Annotated in this window: 20 protein-coding genes; 6 read left to right on the plus strand and 14 right to left on the minus strand. The window is 59.4% G+C overall.

Translation table 11 applies throughout. The annotated features are described in order from the left end of the window. Complete coding sequence (locus ACIPIZ_RS23125; RefSeq protein WP_105704791.1) at positions 1 to 420, plus strand: hypothetical protein; 420 nt, start codon at positions 1 to 3, stop codon at positions 418 to 420. A gap of 6 nt (positions 421 to 426) precedes the next feature. Here the strand turns inward: ACIPIZ_RS23125 and ACIPIZ_RS23130 are convergent, their stop codons facing one another. Further along, positions 427 to 666 carry a DUF1161 domain-containing protein gene (locus ACIPIZ_RS23130; protein WP_064389762.1) on the minus strand — a complete coding sequence of 80 codons (240 nt, stop codon included), beginning with the start codon at positions 664 to 666 and terminating at the stop codon, positions 427 to 429. Positions 667 to 924: 258 nt separating this feature from the next. Then, positions 925 to 1,356 carry an OsmC family protein gene (locus ACIPIZ_RS23135; RefSeq protein ID WP_064389763.1) on the minus strand — a complete coding sequence of 144 codons (432 nt, stop codon included), beginning with the start codon at positions 1,354 to 1,356 and terminating at the stop codon, positions 925 to 927. 243 nt (positions 1,357 to 1,599) lie between these two features. Between ACIPIZ_RS23135 and ACIPIZ_RS23140 the strand changes: the two genes are divergently transcribed. Next, on the plus strand, positions 1,600 to 2,601 hold the full coding sequence (locus ACIPIZ_RS23140) for an LLM class flavin-dependent oxidoreductase (RefSeq protein WP_064389764.1): 1,002 nt from the start codon (positions 1,600 to 1,602) through the stop codon (positions 2,599 to 2,601). Between the two features lie 247 nt (positions 2,602 to 2,848). Here the strand turns inward: ACIPIZ_RS23140 and ACIPIZ_RS23145 are convergent, their stop codons facing one another. Together ACIPIZ_RS23145 and ACIPIZ_RS23150 are read right to left on the minus strand one after the other, a co-directional pair. Further along, positions 2,849 to 3,073: a DUF1161 domain-containing protein gene (locus ACIPIZ_RS23145; RefSeq protein WP_064389765.1), complete on the minus strand. Its 225-nt coding sequence runs from the start codon at positions 3,071 to 3,073 to the stop codon at positions 2,849 to 2,851. A gap of 128 nt (positions 3,074 to 3,201) precedes the next feature. Beyond that, positions 3,202 to 3,417 (minus strand): dodecin, encoded by a 216-nt coding sequence (locus ACIPIZ_RS23150; protein ID WP_007911688.1) that lies wholly within the window; start codon positions 3,415 to 3,417, stop codon positions 3,202 to 3,204. Positions 3,418 to 3,574: 157 nt separating this feature from the next. Here ACIPIZ_RS23150 and ACIPIZ_RS23155 point away from each other — a divergent pair, with 157 nt between their 5' ends. After that, positions 3,575 to 3,901 carry a YqjD family protein gene (locus tag ACIPIZ_RS23155; RefSeq protein ID WP_007911686.1) on the plus strand — a complete coding sequence of 109 codons (327 nt, stop codon included), beginning with the start codon at positions 3,575 to 3,577 and terminating at the stop codon, positions 3,899 to 3,901. Here ACIPIZ_RS23155 and ACIPIZ_RS23160 read toward each other — a convergent pair. Further along, positions 3,874 to 4,791: a LysR family transcriptional regulator gene (locus ACIPIZ_RS23160; RefSeq protein ID WP_064389766.1), complete on the minus strand. Its 918-nt coding sequence runs from the start codon at positions 4,789 to 4,791 to the stop codon at positions 3,874 to 3,876. The genes ACIPIZ_RS23155 and ACIPIZ_RS23160 overlap by 28 nt on opposite strands. A 114-nt stretch (positions 4,792 to 4,905) precedes the next feature. Here ACIPIZ_RS23160 and trpB point away from each other — a divergent pair, with 114 nt between their 5' ends. From trpB to ACIPIZ_RS23175, 3 genes are all read left to right on the plus strand, one after another. Beyond that, on the plus strand, positions 4,906 to 6,138 hold the full coding sequence (gene trpB / locus ACIPIZ_RS23165; protein ID WP_105704795.1) for a tryptophan synthase subunit beta: 1,233 nt from the start codon (positions 4,906 to 4,908) through the stop codon (positions 6,136 to 6,138). Further along, complete coding sequence (gene trpA, locus ACIPIZ_RS23170; RefSeq protein ID WP_150647443.1) at positions 6,138 to 6,950, plus strand: tryptophan synthase subunit alpha; 813 nt, start codon at positions 6,138 to 6,140, stop codon at positions 6,948 to 6,950. The genes trpB and trpA overlap by 1 nt, the downstream gene beginning before the upstream one ends. 122 nt (positions 6,951 to 7,072) lie before the next feature. After that, entirely contained in the window at positions 7,073 to 7,528 is a 456-nt protein-coding gene (locus ACIPIZ_RS23175; protein WP_253481043.1) for an anti-virulence regulator CigR family protein, read from the plus strand. 84 nt (positions 7,529 to 7,612) lie between these two features. Here ACIPIZ_RS23175 and ACIPIZ_RS23180 read toward each other — a convergent pair whose 3' ends face one another. The 9 genes from ACIPIZ_RS23180 to ACIPIZ_RS23220 all read right to left on the minus strand — a co-directional run bounded on the left by ACIPIZ_RS23180 (position 7,613) and on the right by ACIPIZ_RS23220 (position 16,173). Then, positions 7,613 to 9,574, minus strand: a complete 1,962-nt coding sequence (locus tag ACIPIZ_RS23180) for a DUF4105 domain-containing protein (protein ID WP_401167661.1) — start codon at positions 9,572 to 9,574, stop codon at positions 7,613 to 7,615. Then, positions 9,571 to 9,891, minus strand: coding sequence for a DUF2388 domain-containing protein (locus ACIPIZ_RS23185; protein WP_401167664.1), 321 nt, complete (start codon positions 9,889 to 9,891; stop codon positions 9,571 to 9,573). Before ACIPIZ_RS23185 ends, ACIPIZ_RS23180 begins: the two co-directional genes overlap by 4 nt. Before the next feature lie 27 nt (positions 9,892 to 9,918). Then, positions 9,919 to 10,236 carry a DUF2388 domain-containing protein gene (locus tag ACIPIZ_RS23190; protein ID WP_105704799.1) on the minus strand — a complete coding sequence of 106 codons (318 nt, stop codon included), beginning with the start codon at positions 10,234 to 10,236 and terminating at the stop codon, positions 9,919 to 9,921. A 108-nt stretch (positions 10,237 to 10,344) separates the two neighbouring features. Beyond that, positions 10,345 to 10,662 carry a DUF2388 domain-containing protein gene (locus ACIPIZ_RS23195; protein ID WP_064389772.1) on the minus strand — a complete coding sequence of 106 codons (318 nt, stop codon included), beginning with the start codon at positions 10,660 to 10,662 and terminating at the stop codon, positions 10,345 to 10,347. Between the two features lie 375 nt (positions 10,663 to 11,037). Then, positions 11,038 to 11,253: a DUF1127 domain-containing protein gene (locus ACIPIZ_RS23200; protein ID WP_007911656.1), complete on the minus strand. Its 216-nt coding sequence runs from the start codon at positions 11,251 to 11,253 to the stop codon at positions 11,038 to 11,040. A 321-nt stretch (positions 11,254 to 11,574) separates the two neighbouring features. Next, positions 11,575 to 13,068, minus strand: coding sequence for an acetyl-CoA hydrolase/transferase family protein (locus ACIPIZ_RS23205; RefSeq protein WP_008081132.1), 1,494 nt, complete (start codon positions 13,066 to 13,068; stop codon positions 11,575 to 11,577). 214 nt (positions 13,069 to 13,282) lie between these two features. Next, positions 13,283 to 14,716 (minus strand): NAD(P)(+) transhydrogenase (Re/Si-specific) subunit beta, encoded by a 1,434-nt coding sequence (locus ACIPIZ_RS23210; protein ID WP_401167668.1) that lies wholly within the window; start codon positions 14,714 to 14,716, stop codon positions 13,283 to 13,285. Continuing rightward, the gene (locus ACIPIZ_RS23215) at positions 14,716 to 15,036 is read right to left on the minus strand and encodes an NAD(P) transhydrogenase subunit alpha (RefSeq protein ID WP_401167671.1); all 321 of its coding nucleotides are present in this window, start codon (positions 15,034 to 15,036) and stop codon (positions 14,716 to 14,718) included. The genes ACIPIZ_RS23210 and ACIPIZ_RS23215 overlap by 1 nt, the downstream gene beginning before the upstream one ends. A 15-nt stretch (positions 15,037 to 15,051) precedes the next feature. Further along, positions 15,052 to 16,173 (minus strand): Re/Si-specific NAD(P)(+) transhydrogenase subunit alpha, encoded by a 1,122-nt coding sequence (locus ACIPIZ_RS23220; protein WP_122660354.1) that lies wholly within the window; start codon positions 16,171 to 16,173, stop codon positions 15,052 to 15,054. Positions 16,174 to 16,236: the final 63 nt, after the last annotated feature.

Below are 16,236 nucleotides of genomic sequence, written 5' to 3' on the forward strand. Positions count from 1 at the left end.
ATGCGCAAATTGCTTTCATTGATCGTTGCCAGCCTTTTGGCCGGTTGTCAGACGCCGCTGCCTCCGGTCGATCCGCAAATGGCCTGGGTCGACTTTTCGACGCCGACGCCGGGCGGCAAATTACTGATGGCTGAGCGTCTCGACAATCAACGGCTGAATGACGGGCGCTACTTTCAGGTCACCCCCGGCAGTCACGAGCTGCGCGTGCGCTTCGACTTTGAAGTGTTTGGCGGGGGCGGCGCATTGATGACCGGGCCGGTAGAGCGCCTGTGTTACCTGTACATACGCTACGACCATTTCGAGGCGGGGCAACGTTACCTGCTGGAGGGGCGTTCGCTGGCGTTCACCCCGAGTGCCCGGCTTTATAACGCCAGACGCGAGATCGTTGCTGAAGATCGCCAATACAACTGCATCAACTGAAGCGCCTCAGCTATCGTTCTTCTGGTAGATGATAGCTTTGGTGCCGTTCTCACATGAACCGACCACCATGGCGATGTCATGCTTTGCTGCTTCTTCCTTGCTGACAATTTCCAGTGTGTAGGACGGCACTGCTTTAGCCTGGATCTTGACTTCGATCTCTTTCTTGAGTTCTTCGCAGTCTTTGGGTGCGGCAAAAACCGAGGTGGCCAGTGCACTGCAGAGAATCGCCAAGCCGATACGTTTCATGAGTGAAGCTCCCTGAGGCAGCGCGCACGGGCGTGCGCTGAAGCTGCTGTCATTGATTCGACCATACTTTTACCGCGAGGGTTCTGACTTCGCTCACAAGTTGTTCTGAAGGTTTAAATCTTGGGAGATCTGCAGATTGCTATCGCGAGCAGGCTCACTCCTACAGGGAATCCTGGTCGCTCACAATAATTGTGTCCGCTGGAGATCAACTGTAGGAGTGAGCCTGCTCGCGATAGCGCCAGACCGGTCAACCCAAAATCAACTGACCAGCGAAGCCTCAAGCGTAATCTTCGCATTCAGCACTTTGGATACCGGGCACCCTTCCTTGGCCTTGTTGCTCAGCTCTTCAAACTGCGCCTGCGTCGCCCCCGGGATTTTCGCCTTGAGGATCAGCTTCACCGCCGTGATCGCGAACCCGCCATCCACTTGGTCGAGGGTCACTTCCGCATTGGTATCGATGCTGTCGGCCTTCAGGCCCGCATCGCCCAAAATCATCGAAAACGCCATGGAGAAACAACCGGCATGCGCAGCGCCGATCAGTTCTTCCGGGTTGGTGCCCTTGCCGCCTTCGAAGCGCGCCTTGAAGCCGTAGGGTGCTTCTCTGAGGACACCGGTTTCGGTGGAGATCGAGCCGATGCCGGTTTTCAGATCGCCTGCCCAATGTGCGGATGCTTTCTTCACGATAGCCATGTCTGCCTCCTCAAGATCTGACGCGGAAACGCCGCGTCGTCGTGGTTTTTGCTTGCAAGGCTTCTGAGGATAGACGTCGGAACAAAGTTCAGCCCGTCTGAATCGTTGACTTTTTTAGTAGGAAATATCTTCGCTGCTATTGAAACTCGGGTATATGCCCTCATTGCATGAAACACGCTTATGGATTCGGCAGGGTTTCGTTCGCTAAGAAAAACCTGCCGCCTCACTCGGAGACGCAGGTTTATGAAGCAACTGTCCGACGTAAAATTTTCCACCCTCGATCTGGTGCCGGTGCGCGAAAATGGCAGCCCGGCGCAGTCGCTACGCAACTCGCTGGACCTGGCGCAGCACGTCGAAAAATTTGGCTACACGCGGTTCTGGGTGGCTGAACACCACAACATGGACGGCATTGCCAGTTCCGCGACCTCGGTTTTGCTGGGTTATCTGGCGGGTGGCACGTCGACCATTCGTGTCGGCTCCGGTGGCGTTATGTTGCCTAACCATGCGCCGCTGGTGATTGCCGAGCAGTTCGGTACGCTGGAAAGTTTGTATCCGGGGCGGATTGATCTGGGTCTTGGCCGCGCGCCGGGATCCGATCAGATGACCGCTCGTGCGTTGCGCCGGGAACGCTCCGGCAGCGCTGATGATTTTCCCGAAGACGTCGCCGAACTGGTGCGCTTCCTCGGCCCGCGTACCCCGGATCAGCGTGTGATCGCGATGCCGGGCACGGGCACCAATGTGCCGATCTGGTTGCTCGGTTCCAGTCTGTTCAGTGCGCAGTTGGCCGGTGAACGCGGTTTGCCCTACGCCTTTGCCTCGCATTTCGCCCCGCGTTTCATGCACGAGGCGATCCGCGTCTACCGCAATCACTTCAAGCCGTCGGCGGTGCTCGACAAGCCGTACGTGATGCTCGGTGTGCCGTTGGTGGCAGCGGATACCGATGAACACGCCGATTATCTAGCGACGTCGGTGTATCAGCGCATTCTTGCGTTGATGCGTGGGCAGAGCCTGGTGCAGCGTCCGCCAGTGAAAACCATGGAAGGCTTGTGGTTGCCGCATGAGCGTGAGGCGGTGGGGGATTTCCTTGGGCTGGCGATGGTCGGTAGCCCAGCGAAAATCCGCGCGAAGCTGGAGGTGTTGGTGGAACAGACTCAAGCGGATGAGCTGATTTTCACCAGTGATCTCTACGAACACGCTGATCGTGTGCATTCGTACGAGTTGTTGGCGCAGGTTATGAAGGGCTGAAAGGCACCCTCACCCTAGCCCTCTCCCAGAGGGAGAGGGGACTGACCGGGTTGAATGTTCGAGGTACGCCGACCTGAAAAATCCAGTCGTACTCAGGTTCTGATACAACCCACGATCTGCCCCCTCTCCCCCTCGCCCCCTTGGGGGAGAGGGCTGGGGTGAGGGGGATCAATCTCAAACACACCACAAATCTTTCAGACACAAAAAAGCCGACGCCTTCACGTCGGCTTTTGCATTTCAGGCGCGATCAACCGCGCTGGTAAACGATTTCCTTGGTGCCACCTTCGCAGGTGCCAACGACGTCGCCGCCAGCCGCTGCGCCCTTGTCGACAATCTCCAGCGAATACCCGGAAACGCCCTTGGCATCCAGCTTCGCCGCAATCTCGCTTTTCAGCTCTTCACATGGCTTACCGGCAGCAAACGCACCACCCGCAAGGCTCAACAAACCTACTGCCAACATGAACTTCTTCATCGGTCGCACTCCCTGGTCGGATTGAAAGAGGCGGGCATCAGGTCATCCACCCGATGCACTCACCCTGTAGCGCTTTGCCATTCCTATGGCACTCGGCCAGCGCGCAAGTTCAGAAGACTAGACCAAACTCAGCTGCTGGCAATGCGGAAGCCGACTTTCAGCGTCACCTGAAAGTGCGCAGCCTTGCCGTCCTTGATGTGGCCACGGGTGTCGACTACTTCAAACCACTCAAGATGCTTGATGCTCTTGTTGGCTTCGGCCAGCGCGTTGTTGATGGCGTCTTCGATGCTGCTGGCGGACGAACCGACCAGCTCGACTTTCTTGTACGTGTGATGGTCACTCATGGCGATCTCCTTGGCGTGTGGATTTGAGACTAGCAGTGAATCTGCACTGTGGATTTCGGCGCCCCTGCGCGGACGAAGTTCAGAATTTCTGCACTTTCTCAAACCGCTGAAGTCCCAACCAACACACGCCACTCATCACCAATGCAGGAGAGCCACCATGGCCAACACCTCTTTACGTAAAGCCTCGTTGCAAAGCATGGAAGCCGAGATCGAGAGTCTGCTCAAGTCGTTGGAAAGCCTGAAGGACGACGCTTCGGACGAGTCGCGCAAGACCCTCAAGGCGCTGAAAAGCAATGCTGAAAGCGCGCTGAAACATTCGCGTCACCTGCTCAGCGACGCCTATGAAGAAGTCAAAGTGAAAACCCGCGAGACCGGGATCGCCACCCGCGACTACGCCCAGGAACATCCGTGGACGACGGCCGGTGTGGCGGTTGGTGCGATCGGCTTGCTCGCCGCTTACTTGCTGTTCAAGCGCGGCGAGTGATCGCTCTGGCGCAGCTCGTTCTTGAGCCATTGCGCCAGTTGCCGGGCGCGCCCGTCAGCGGCGCGCTTGGGTAGCCACAACGCCAGTTGCGCCGGGGTTTCACAAAAGCCCCAGGGCGCAACCAGGCGACCGGCCTTCAAATCTTCCATCACCAATGGTTCCGGCGCGATTGCCACACCAAGACCCGCGACCGCTGCCTCCAGCAAATAATACAAATGCTCGAAACCCTGTCCCGACTTCAATGCTTTGGCATCGAGGTGGTTTTGTTGCGCCCAACTCGGCCACGCCTGTGGACGAGAGGTCGTGTGCAGCAGCGGTTCATCGAGCAGCGCCGAGGCTGGTGCGGTTTGCAGGCGTTGATAGCCACTGAACAGCGGGCTCATCACCGGGCCGATGCGTTCTGCGGCCAATTCGTAAACTTGCATATCTGCCGGCCATGGCGGCTCGGCGAACAGCAGCAAAGCGTCCAGACCGGGACGTCGTGGATCGAGATCGCCTTCGCCGGCTGACAGGTGCAGGCGCAAGTCTGGAAGATCGGCATTCAAGCGCCCCAAGCGCGGAATGAACCAGCGTGCCAGCAGACTTCCGGAGCAACCCAGGACGAACGGTGCATCGGCGGTGTTCTGCGTGAGTTCAGCACAAACACTGCGCAAGCGATCAAAAGCCTCACCGCTGGCATCGCGTAAACGCAGGCCGGCATCTGTGAGTTTCAGGCCGCGCCCGTCCTTGACGAAGAGACTGACACCCAAGTGCTCTTCCAGCACCTTGAGCTGACGACTGACTGCGCCATGGGTGACGTGCAGTTGCTCGGCGGCCTGACTGACGCTGTTCAGCCGGGCGGTGGCTTCGAACGCACGCAAGGCGTTCAGCGGAGGAAGATCGTGGCTCATGGTATCTGTGAGTTTTCCTGACAGGTTGTGGCGATCTTATCGGTTTTCAGCCTGGAAGGTCAGGGGTAGAGTGGTCGTCATTGTCTTTTGACCCGAATTCACCTGGAGCAACTCATGACCCAGACTTCGAACACTTCCAATCTGCGCAACGGCCCGGACGATAACGGCCTGTTTGGCTCGTTCGGTGGCCGCTACGTAGCGGAAACCCTGATGCCGTTGATCCTCGACTTGGCCCGCGAATACGAAGCGGCCAAGGAAGATCCGGCCTTCAAAGAAGAATTGGCCTATTTCCAGCGTGACTACGTCGGACGTCCGAGCCCGCTGTACTTCGCCGAACGCCTGACCGAATTCTGCGGCGGCGCGAAGATTTATCTGAAGCGCGAAGAGCTGAACCACACCGGCGCGCACAAGATTAACAACTGTATCGGCCAGATTCTGCTGGCGCGGCGCATGGGCAAAAAACGCATCATCGCCGAGACTGGCGCCGGCATGCACGGCGTGGCGACTGCCACAGTTGCAGCACGTTTCGGTCTGGATTGCGTGATCTACATGGGCACCACTGACATCGAACGTCAGCAGGCCAACGTGTTCCGCATGAAGCTGCTCGGCGCTGAAGTGATTCCGGTGGTGGCCGGCACCGGCACCCTGAAAGACGCGATGAACGAAGCCCTGCGTGACTGGGTGACCAACGTCGACAGCACCTTCTACCTGATCGGCACCGTGGCCGGCCCGCACCCGTACCCTGCGATGGTTCGCGACTTCCAGGCCGTCATCGGCAAGGAAACCCGCGACCAGTTGCAAGCGCAGGAAGGTCGTCTGCCGGACAGCCTGGTGGCGTGCATCGGTGGCGGCTCCAACGCGATGGGCCTGTTCCATCCGTTCCTCGACGACAAGAGCGTCGAGATCATCGGCGTTGAAGCGGCCGGTTACGGCATTGAAACCGGCAAGCACGCGGCGAGCCTCAACGGCGGCGTTCCGGGTGTGTTGCACGGCAACCGTACTTTTCTGCTGCAGGACGACGATGGCCAGATCATCGACGCCCACTCGATTTCCGCCGGCCTCGACTATCCAGGCATCGGCCCGGAACACGCGTGGTTGCATGACATCGGTCGCGTTCAGTACACCTCGGTGACCGACGACGAAGCGTTGGATGCGTTCCACAAATGCTGCCGCCTGGAAGGGATCATTCCAGCACTGGAAAGCGCTCACGCCTTGGCTGAAGTATTCAAACGTGCGCCGAAGCTGCCGAAGGATCACCTGATGGTGGTCAACCTGTCGGGCCGTGGCGACAAAGACATGCAGACCGTCATGCATCACATGGAACAGTCTAAGCAGGAGAAACACTGATGAGCCGCCTGCAAACCCGTTTTGCCGACCTCAAGGAACAGAACCGCGCCGCGCTGGTGACCTTCGTCACCGCCGGTGATCCGGACTACGACACTTCGCTGGCGATTCTCAAAGGCTTGCCGGGTGCTGGCGCCGACGTGATCGAGCTGGGCATGCCGTTCACCGACCCGATGGCCGACGGCCCGGCTATTCAACTGGCGAACATCCGTGCCTTGGGCGCCAAGCAGAACCTGGTGAAAACCCTGCAAATGGTTCGCGAGTTCCGTGAAGGCAACAGCGACACGCCGCTGGTGCTGATGGGTTACTTCAACCCGATTCATATGTATGGCGTTGAGCGCTTCATCGCTGACGCGAAAGAGGCCGGCGTCGATGGCCTGATCGTGGTCGACATGCCGCCTGAGCACAACGCAGAACTCTGCGACCCGGCGCAGGCTGCAGGTCTCGACTTTATTCGTCTGACCACGCCGACCACTGACGACGCGCGTCTGCCGAAAGTGCTCAATGGCAGCTCAGGTTTTGTTTACTACGTGTCGGTAGCCGGTGTGACCGGTGCCGGCGCGGCGACGCTGGAGCATGTTGAAGAGGCGGTCACTCGTCTGCGTCGTCATACCGATCTGCCGATCAGCATCGGTTTCGGTATCCGAACCCCGGAGCAAGCGGCATCCATCGCGCGCCTGGCCGACGGTGTTGTGGTGGGCTCGGCGTTGATCGATCACATCGCCAACGCGACCACGCCAGCGCAAGCCATCGACGGTGTGTTGAGCCTGTGCTCGGCACTGTCCGAAGGTGTGCGTAAGGCCCGCGTCAGTTGAAGGTAAAGTTCCTGATACAGAGGAATTAGCACCTCAAAGCGCAGACTAAATGAGCAAGACCGAGGGCTTCAGAACATCGTTCTGCAGCCCTTTTTGCCGTTTGTGCCGTGAGGAAAGACCCGATGAAAATGCCGAAACGTCTGATTGCCGGACTGGGCGTGCTGATGATCAGCGCGACGCCGCTGCTGGCCAGTGCCGACCCGCGCGATGATCACGACCACGGCGGCCCGCAGCAGGGCCATTACGATAACCGTGGCGACAATCACGGTGACGATCACCGTGGCCCGCAGAACGATCACCGTGGTGGCCCGCCGCCGCGCGACTTCGGCCCGGTGCGCCAGACCATTCGTGACAATCATGGCTATTTCGTGCGCGGTGCGCCGCCGCCTCCGGGGATTCATCTGGAGCGTGGCCGGCCGTTGCCGCACGGCTATTACGGCGAACGTCTGGATAATCGCGCATTGGGTCGCTTGCCGGTGTATCCGGGCTACGAATGGCGTCGGGCCGGCGGCGATATCGTGCTGATCGCAGTGGGTACCGGGATCGTTTACGAGATTCTCGACGGGGTTTTGTATTAATCCTTAGTCAGTCAAAAGATCGCAGCCTGCGGCAGCTACTACATGGGATTGTGTAGGAGCTGCCGCAGGCTGCGATCTTTTGCTTCAGGGCAGTTCCAGGCCCCCAGAGGCCTTGTGCAATTGGCGCAAATGCGCGCCAATCTGCTTCACGTTCTCCTCACTCGCCGCAATCTCCGCAGCGCGCTTCGGCTCCAGCAACTTGCGCACCTCCGCGTCCAGATCACCAGACAGCACCAGCAGTTTCTTCTGCCGCTGACTGCTTTCATCCTCCAGCCGCTTGAATTCGCTCGGCTGCGGCAAGCCGTAACCACGGCTATCGAGCAACTCCGCCGGGCGACTGAGGAAGCCGCTGTTGGCGAGAATTTCCTGCAACGTTGCGTTGGCCTTGTCCATGCCACCGTTCTCCAGCTCCCGCGCGCCGAGGTAACGCTGTTTGACCTCGTCTTGCGCCAGTAGCAACTGGCGGCGGTAACTGGCCTGCTCCAGCAACAACAACGCGGCGCTGGTGCGCAAGTCTGCCCGCTCGAACCACTCGCGGCGTTCTTCGGCAGTCAGCGAAAGCCATTCCTCGACGGTGGTCTGCTTGATCGGCAACTGCTTCTTCAACACATCGAACATCGCCTGATAGCGATCGCGGAACGAGTCGAAACGATAACCCAGACGCAGGGCTTCTTTCGGGTCATCCAGCACACTGGTGTCCGCCAGACCACGGCCCTTCATCACTTCCAGCAAGCCGTTGGGCATGATGCTGTCCAACCCGACGAACTGGCTGTTGTCACTGCCGCTGCGCAACAGTTTCAGACCTTCTACCGCGCAGTTGTTGGAGAGGAAGAAGTAGTTGCCGTCGTAGCTCCAGTGCATTTCGGCCGCGTGCTCGACCACGCCTTCAATCTCGTCCCGCGACAGGTTGATCGGTACGGAGGCGAGGCTGCGCAATTCGGTCTTGGTGTATTCGTCGATGACCTGCGCCAATGGCAGCACGAACAGCCGCGACGGGTATTTGCCGACCAGCCCGTCCCAGCTCGACAACTGCACATCACCGACAAAGGCGCGGTACGACAGCACCAGATGCTGATCGAGATCGAGCCGGCAGTCCGGCCCGCGTGGTCGGCCCGGTGCACAGATCACCAGACGCAACATGCTGTGGCCCCAGCGGCTGACCCAGTTCTGATTGGCCTCGGCCAGCAGGTAGTCGACGGCGTAGACCCGTTCCGGATCGACTTGCCCTAACGGTTGCTTGGCAAAATCGTTACCGGCATTGAGAAACGCGAAGGTCTTGCTGCAAGTGTCTTTCTCCGCTGGCGCCCAGCCGAAGTGTTGCTGGTAATAGCGATACAGCGCCGGGCGACGGCAGGCATAGCTTGGGTCGAGGAGGAAATACTCCATGTTGACCGCGACGAACTCCTTCGGGCTGGAGATCTCGTACAGATCGGGGCTGCGCGCGATCTGCCGGTTGTGCTGTTCGCGCTCACCGCGCCGGCCGACGTATTGCTGCCAGCCGGCGAGGTCGAGCAGGCGCGGGTCATCGCTGAGGGTGAAGCGCCGGCCATTCTGGCCACGGCATTCGTCGGGAATGCCGATCAACCCGGCGCTGTTGAAACGTCGGGTGCAGCGCTGGATCAGCGTGCGCTCGGCACTCGGCCACAGGCGCGCGCGGTCATAAATGTGGGTGATTTCGTGCAGCACCGTGGCGAGCAATTCCTGACGCACAGTGCCGTGGGGGCGATTGGTTTTTTCTTTGGCCGCGCTGCCGTCGGTGAGGCCCGCCAGCAGTTTGCGATTCAGATCGAGTTCGGAAACCAGCGTGGCCTGGCCGTAGGCATTGGCGGGCATGTCGTCGGTCCAGCCGACATCGATGCGTCGATCCAGCCGCTCGATAAAGCTCGGCGGCAATTTCTGCATGGCCTCATCGATCAGCGCTTGGCTGGCCTGTTGTTGGGCGGGGCTCAGCCCCTCGGTCTTGAGCCGCAATTGCAGGCCGGCGTGGGCGCTGTTGCCAAGCAGCAACAACGCCCCGGCCAGCAGCCAGGCGCCGAGTGACCTCACAGTGCGAGGATGGCTTCGGCGAGCACCTGATCGCCGGCATCGCGCGCTTCCGGCACGCGCGTGCGCAAGGTGTTGAGCGCGGCTTCCAGGTGCGCGCCACGGATATCACCGTTGGTGGCGACGAAACTGGCGGCGTCATCGTGGGCTTCGCGGATGATTTTCGAGTCGCGGATCGACGTGGTGGTATCGGAGGTGAAATCGATGGTGCGCTGGGAGGCACGAACGATGATGTTACTGGTGGCTACCAGGGTGTGCGCCTGGGCCACGTCGGCCAACAAAAACAGGCCAAGGGCGGCAGCAATCAGCGGGCTACGCATGGAACGACTCCGAAAGGACAGGGATAGCTATTGGACGAGAATTGCCTCTGCCAGTTCAAGGTCGCTGACATGAAGTTTTGGCCGGGTTTTGCGCAGGTAATGCAGCGCTGATTCCAGCCGTGCGCCTCGCCATTCGCCATCAGTGGCCACGAATGCGGCGGCATCATCATGGGCCGCGAGCAGCAGTTTACGGTCGAAAGGGGCAGAAGACACCATGCTGGTGGCGTAACCACTGACGACGGTGCCTTGTGTTGATGCATTAAAAGCATCAAAGGCATCGACCGACGTCGTCCAGCAGGCGGTGAACAATACGGAAGGGATCAGCAGATTTGGAAGAAAGCGCATTGGACTCGATTACGGTTGGCGAGCCCAAAGGCTAGCGCAATGCCCGGGCCAGAGCCAGCGCCAAAGCATCGGGACACGTCCGCACGTGCCCCGAGATACCGCAATCGCTTAGATCGTCAGGATGGCCTGAGCGAGCTGTGCATCGGTCGCTTGCAGCTGTGGCGCCTGGTGGCGGATGTGGTCGAGCGCGCTTTCCAGTTTCACGCCGCGGATCTCGCCCTGGCTGGCGACGAAGCTGGCCGCGTCGTCACGGGCAGCGAGAACGATTTTGTCGTCACGGAAGGACGAAGTGACGTCGGAAGTGGCGTCGGACGATGATTTTAGTGCGCCAACCACGGCGTCGGTGGTGACGATGAAGCTGGTGGCGCTGGCGTTGGCAGCCACGGCCAGCAGGGCGGCAGCGCTGAGCAGACGAAGACGGGACATAGGTTAACTCCTGTGGATAAACCGTATTGAAAGGTGGCTCGGTATCTGAGGAGTCAGACGCCTGTTGCGCATCATTCGCCACGTTCTGTGTGGATATTAGGCGCAGATGCGTTCGCCAAACCAGCATCCAGACGAAAAATCGTAAGAGCTGCCGAAGGCTGCGATCTTTTGCTTTGGATTTTCAGGATCGAAAGATCGCAGCCTTCGGCAGCTCCTACAATTGTAATGGTCTGATTTAGAATTATATGAACTGTACTGGTTAAGCTTTTTAAGATCCCAAAACGACAAAACCCGTCGTGGTTTCCCACGACGGGTTTCGTTTGTTCAATTCGGGTTGCTGGCGGTGGGTCTAACGACCAGAGCCAGCGACGCTACTTAGCGCCAGAACGGCTTGCTCAGCTCTTCGTAGCGTTGTGCTTCGCTGATACCGGCGTCAGCCAGCAGACGCGAATCCAGACGGGCCAATTGGTGGCGGCTGGAGATGCGGCGCTGCCACAACATCAGGTTGGCGATAACGCGCAGAGGCAGGGAAGCCTGGGTGTTTACAGCTTTGTCTTCGAAGAACAGCTCGGAACTGAGTGTACGTTCCATGGTTGACATCCTTCCGCTTGTGGCGGGATCAGGTAGTGGTTTGACTGGTGCCCATGATCCTCTCGTTTGCATAGTCTCTCTAGATACAGTTCAACTGTATTGTGAGTGACCAGTTAACTGTTTATACGGGGTGTACGGGTCGAAATAGAGCAAACTGTACCTATCTGCACTCAAGTGGTGCATTTTTGCGTTATTTGCTAGGTGAAGTAGGTAAATGCTGTAGGAAATGACCAGTACAGCAGTACAGTTTTTGTCAGGCGGGAGGTTTGCGAGAGTCCGCTGATGCAAACTGTGTTTGCATCAGCGGTTTATCTGTGTGAATTACACAGCGAGCATGCGTCCGGTTTCTTCCAGATTCATGTGCCAGCTCAAGGCTTCACGCAGGATGTGCGGGGTGTGACCACCGATTGCGCAGGCCGCCGTGAAGTAATCGTTCAGTGCCTGACGGAAGTCTGGGTGCACGCAGTTATCAATAATGACCCGCGCACGTTCCCGTGGCGCCAGGCCACGCAAGTCGGCCAGACCGACTTCGGTCACCAGAATGTCGACGTCATGCTCGGTGTGGTCAACGTGGCTGACCATCGGCACCACGCTGGAAATCGCGCCGCCCTTGGCGATCGACTTGGTCACGAACACCGCCAGATGCGCGTTGCGCGCGAAGTCGCCGGAACCGCCAATGCCGTTCATCATCCGTGTGCCGCAAACGTGGGTCGAGTTGACGTTGCCGTAGATGTCGAACTCCAGCGCCGTGTTGATCCCGATAATGCCCAGACGGCGCACTACTTCCGGGTGGTTGGAGATTTCCTGCGGACGCAGCACCAGTTTGTCCTTGTACTTCTCCAGATTGCCGAACACGTCGCTGTTGCGTCGCTCCGACAACGTGATCGAGCTGCCCGACGCGAAGCTCAGCTTGCCGGCGTCGATCAGGTCGAAGGTCGAGTCCTGCAGCACCTCGGAGTACATGGTCAGGTCTTCGAACGGTGAATCAATCAGGCCGCACATCACCGCGTTGGCAATGTTGCCGATCCCGGCCTGCAGCGGGCCGAGCTTATTGGTCATGCGCCCGGCGTCGACTTCCTGCTTGAAGAAGGTGATCAGGTGCTCGGCGATGGCGTTGGTATCCACGTCCGGCGTGGACACGGTGGACGGCGAATCCGACTGTTGGGTAATAACGATGGCGACAATCTTCTCCGGCGGAATCGGAATTGCTGTGCTGCCAATGCGGTCGTCGACTTTTACCAGCGGGATCGGCGTGCGCGTCGGGCGGTACGTCGGGATATAGATATCGTGCAGACCTTCGAGGTTGGCGTTGTGCGCCAGGTTGATCTCGACGATTACCTGCTTGGCGAAAATCGCGAAGCTCGCCGAGTTGCCCACCGAGGTGGTCGGCACGATATGGCCCTGTTCGGTGATGGCCACGGCTTCGATGACGGCGATGTCCGGTAGCTTCAGTTGCTGGTTGCGCAGTTGCTCAACGGTTTCCGAAAGATGCTGGTCGATGAACATCACCTGGCCGGCGTTGATCGCCTTGCGCAGGGTGCTGTCGACCTGGAACGGCATGCGCCGCGACAGAACACCGGCTTCGGTCAGTTGCTTGTCGAGGTCGTTGCCCAGGCTGGCGCCGGTCATCAGGCTGATCTTCAGCGGCGTGACCTTGGCGCGCTCGGCCAGTGCGTGAGGGACGGCCTTGGCTTCGCCGGCACGGGTGAAACCGCTCATGCCGACGGTCATGCCGTCCTCAATCAGAGCAGCTGCGTCGGCGGCGCTCATCACTTTGTCCAACAACGAAGGCAGGCGAATACGGTCACGGTACATGGATTATTATCTCGGGAAGCGAGTAGCAGGATGCGCAGTCTAGTGAATTTGACGGGCGCCTGTCCCGCTACCAAGGTCGCAAACGAGGCGTCTATTCAGCGGGTTTCAAGTAAAACACCGTTACTGGATCTGCAACAACGCGGCATATTGTCCGACTGTTTGCGCAAACAAAAACGCCCCGACGAGTCGGGGCGTTCGGTGCTGCAGCGGGGAATTATTCGACCGCTTTGACCATGTCTTCGATGACTTTTTTAGCGTCGCCGAAGACCATCATGGTCTTGTCCAGATAGAACAGTTCGTTGTCCAGACCGGCATAGCCGCTGGCCATCGAGCGCTTGTTGACGATGATGGTCTTGGCCTTGAACGCTTCGAGAATCGGCATGCCGGCAATCGGCGACTTCGGATCGTTCTTCGCGGCCGGGTTGACCACGTCGTTCGCGCCGAGCACCAGCACCACGTCGGCCTGGCCGAACTCGGAGTTGATGTCTTCCATCTCGAACACCTGGTCGTAAGGCACTTCGGCCTCGGCGAGCAGAACGTTCATGTGGCCTGGCATACGACCGGCAACCGGGTGGATCGCATACTTCACGGTCACGCCACGGTGGGTCAGCTTCTCGGTCAATTCCTTCAGCGCATGCTGTGCACGCGCTACTGCCAAGCCGTAACCCGGGACGATGATCACGGTGTCGGCGTTGGTCAGCAGGAAAGTCGCGTCGTCAGCCGAACCGGATTTCACCGGACGGGCTTCTTTCGCACTGGCAGGGCCTGCATCGGCCGTGTTGCCGAAACCGCCGAGCAGTACATTAAAGAAGGAACGGTTCATCGCCTTGCACATGATGTACGAGAGGATCGCACCGCTCGAACCCACCAAGGAGCCTGCAATGATCAGCATCGAGTTGTTCAGCGAGAAGCCGATACCTGCCGCCGCCCAGCCCGAATAGCTGTTGAGCATCGACACCACGACCGGCATGTCTGCACCGCCAATCGGGATGATGATCAGCACGCCCATTACGAATGCCAGCGCCAGCATCAGCGCGAACGCGGTGAGGTTGCCGGTGAACATGAAGGTCAGGCCGAGTGCCAGCGTAGCCAGACCCAGCACCGCGTTCAGTTTGTGCTGACCGGCGAACTGTACCGGTGCGCCTTGGAACAGGCGGAACTTGTACTTGCCCGACAGCTTGCCGAAGGCAATCACCGAACCGGAGAAGGTGATTGCACCGATGGCGGCGCCGAGGAACAGCTCCAGACGGTTGCCCGCCGGAATCGAGTCGCCCAGCTGTTTAACGATGCCCAGCGATTGCGGCTCAACCACCGCCGCGATCGCGATGAACACAGCCGCGAGGCCGATCATGCTGTGCATGAAGGCGACCAGTTCCGGCATCTTGGTCATTTCAACGCGTTTGGCCATGATCGAACCGGCGGTGCCGCCGACCAGCAGGCCAACGATGACGTAACCGATACCGGCGGTTGCAAGTTCAGCGCCGAGCTTATAGATGAGGCCGACGGTGGTGAGGATCGCCAACGCCATGCCGAGCATGCCGAACAGGTTGCCGCGCCGCGAAGTAGTCGGGTGCGACAGGCCCTTGAGGGCCTGGATAAAGCAGATCGACGCGATCAGGTAGAGCGTCGTGACGAGATTCATGCTCATTACTTCGGCGCCTCTTCTTTTACTTTCGGGGCTTTCTTCTTGAACATCTCAAGCATGCGGCGGGTGACCAGGAAGCCACCAAACACGTTGACCGCCGCCAATGCCACCGCGAGGGTACCCATGGTTTTGCCCAGCGGCGTGACAGTCAGTGCAGCAGCGAGCATGGCGCCGACGATCACGATCGCCGAAATGGCATTGGTCACCGCCATCAATGGCGTGTGCAGCGCAGGCGTAACGTTCCAGACCACGTGGTAACCGACATAAATCGCCAGCACGAAGATGATCAGGTTGTAGATACCGGGGGTGATAAGCTCTTCCATCGTCAGAAACCCTGCTTAGGCGTTTTTGCGGATGACTTGGCCGTCGCGGCACATCAGGCACGCGGCGACGATGTCGTCTTCGAGGTTGACGTCGAACTGGCCTTCTTTGGTGAACACCAGCTTGAGGAAGTCCAGCAGGTTGCGTGCGTACAGTGCCGAGGCGTCTGCAGCGACTTCGCCGGCCAGGTTGGTCGGGCCGCAAATGGTCACGCCATTCTCGACCACGACCTGATCGGCCACGGTCAGCGGGCAGTTGCCACCCTGAGCCGCCGCGAGGTCGATGACCACCGAACCCGGTTTCATCTGCGCCACGGTGTCCGCGCTCAACAGCGTCGGCGCCTTGCGGCCCGGAATCAGCGCGGTGGTGATGACGATGTCGGCCTGCTTGGCGCGTTCGTGCACAGCCTGGGCCTGACGTTGCATCCAGCTCGCCGGCATTGGCCGCGCGTAACCGCCGACACCGACGGCGCATTCGCGCTCTTCATCGGTCTCGTAAGGCACGTCGACGAACTTGGCGCCGAGGGATTCGATCTGCTCTTTCACTGCCGGACGCACGTCGGACGCTTCGATTACCGCACCCAGACGTTTCGCCGTGGCAATCGCCTGCAACCCGGCCACACCGGCGCCGAGAATCAGCACGCGCGCCGCTTTCACGGTGCCCGCAGCGGTCATCAGCATCGGCATGAAGCGTGGGTAGTGGTGAGCCGCCAGCAACACAGCCTTATAGCCGGCAATGTTCGCCTGCGACGACAACACATCAAGACTCTGCGCGCGCGAGGTGCGCGGCGCGGCTTCGAGGGCGAACGCGGTAATGCCGCACTCGGCCATCTTGGCGATGGTTTCGTTGTTGAACGGGTTGAGCATGCCCACCAACACCGTACCGCGCTTGATCAGCGTCAGTTCGGCATCGCTTGGGGCGACCACCTTGAGAATCAGCTCGGCGCCAAACGCATCATTGGCACTGCCAATGGTTGCGCCTGCCGCTTCATAGGCACTGTCGACCACACTGGCGTTAACGCCGGCGCCGGTTTGCACAGTGACCTTATGACCTTGGCTGATCAGCTTTTTAATGGTTTCCGGGGTTGCAGCAACCCGTGTTTCACCGGTCTGGGTTTCGAGAGGAACACCAATGTGCACGTCAAATCTCCTGCGTGATCTTATTGAGTAAACCCATGCACTACGGATGGTGCGACTGGGGCG

The organism is Pseudomonas sp. NPDC087690, from assembly GCF_044743175.1.
Taxonomy (GTDB): domain Bacteria; phylum Pseudomonadota; class Gammaproteobacteria; order Pseudomonadales; family Pseudomonadaceae; genus Aquipseudomonas.

Bases quoted from the DNA above. Each gene is read 5' to 3' on its own strand.
- ACIPIZ_RS23125 (WP_105704791.1), top strand. From the start codon at position 1: ATGCGCAAATTGCTTTCATTGATCGTTGCCAGCCTTTTGGCCGGTTGT.
- ACIPIZ_RS23130 (WP_064389762.1), bottom strand. From the start codon at position 666: ATGAAACGTATCGGCTTGGCGATTCTCTGCAGTGCACTGGCCACCTCG.
- ACIPIZ_RS23135 (WP_064389763.1), bottom strand. From the start codon at position 1,356: ATGGCTATCGTGAAGAAAGCATCCGCACATTGGGCAGGCGATCTGAAA.
- ACIPIZ_RS23140 (WP_064389764.1), top strand. From the start codon at position 1,600: ATGAAGCAACTGTCCGACGTAAAATTTTCCACCCTCGATCTGGTGCCG.
- ACIPIZ_RS23145 (WP_064389765.1), bottom strand. From the start codon at position 3,073: ATGAAGAAGTTCATGTTGGCAGTAGGTTTGTTGAGCCTTGCGGGTGGT.
- ACIPIZ_RS23150 (WP_007911688.1), bottom strand. From the start codon at position 3,417: ATGAGTGACCATCACACGTACAAGAAAGTCGAGCTGGTCGGTTCGTCC.
- ACIPIZ_RS23155 (WP_007911686.1), top strand. From the start codon at position 3,575: ATGGCCAACACCTCTTTACGTAAAGCCTCGTTGCAAAGCATGGAAGCC.
- ACIPIZ_RS23160 (WP_064389766.1), bottom strand. From the start codon at position 4,791: ATGAGCCACGATCTTCCTCCGCTGAACGCCTTGCGTGCGTTCGAAGCC.
- trpB (WP_105704795.1), top strand. From the start codon at position 4,906: ATGACCCAGACTTCGAACACTTCCAATCTGCGCAACGGCCCGGACGAT.
- trpA (WP_150647443.1), top strand. From the start codon at position 6,138: ATGAGCCGCCTGCAAACCCGTTTTGCCGACCTCAAGGAACAGAACCGC.
- ACIPIZ_RS23175 (WP_253481043.1), top strand. From the start codon at position 7,073: ATGAAAATGCCGAAACGTCTGATTGCCGGACTGGGCGTGCTGATGATC.
- ACIPIZ_RS23185 (WP_401167664.1), bottom strand. From the start codon at position 9,891: ATGCGTAGCCCGCTGATTGCTGCCGCCCTTGGCCTGTTTTTGTTGGCC.
- ACIPIZ_RS23190 (WP_105704799.1), bottom strand. From the start codon at position 10,236: ATGCGCTTTCTTCCAAATCTGCTGATCCCTTCCGTATTGTTCACCGCC.
- ACIPIZ_RS23195 (WP_064389772.1), bottom strand. From the start codon at position 10,662: ATGTCCCGTCTTCGTCTGCTCAGCGCTGCCGCCCTGCTGGCCGTGGCT.
- ACIPIZ_RS23200 (WP_007911656.1), bottom strand. From the start codon at position 11,253: ATGGAACGTACACTCAGTTCCGAGCTGTTCTTCGAAGACAAAGCTGTA.
- ACIPIZ_RS23205 (WP_008081132.1), bottom strand. From the start codon at position 13,068: ATGTACCGTGACCGTATTCGCCTGCCTTCGTTGTTGGACAAAGTGATG.
- ACIPIZ_RS23210 (WP_401167668.1), bottom strand. From the start codon at position 14,716: ATGAGCATGAATCTCGTCACGACGCTCTACCTGATCGCGTCGATCTGC.
- ACIPIZ_RS23215 (WP_401167671.1), bottom strand. From the start codon at position 15,036: ATGGAAGAGCTTATCACCCCCGGTATCTACAACCTGATCATCTTCGTG.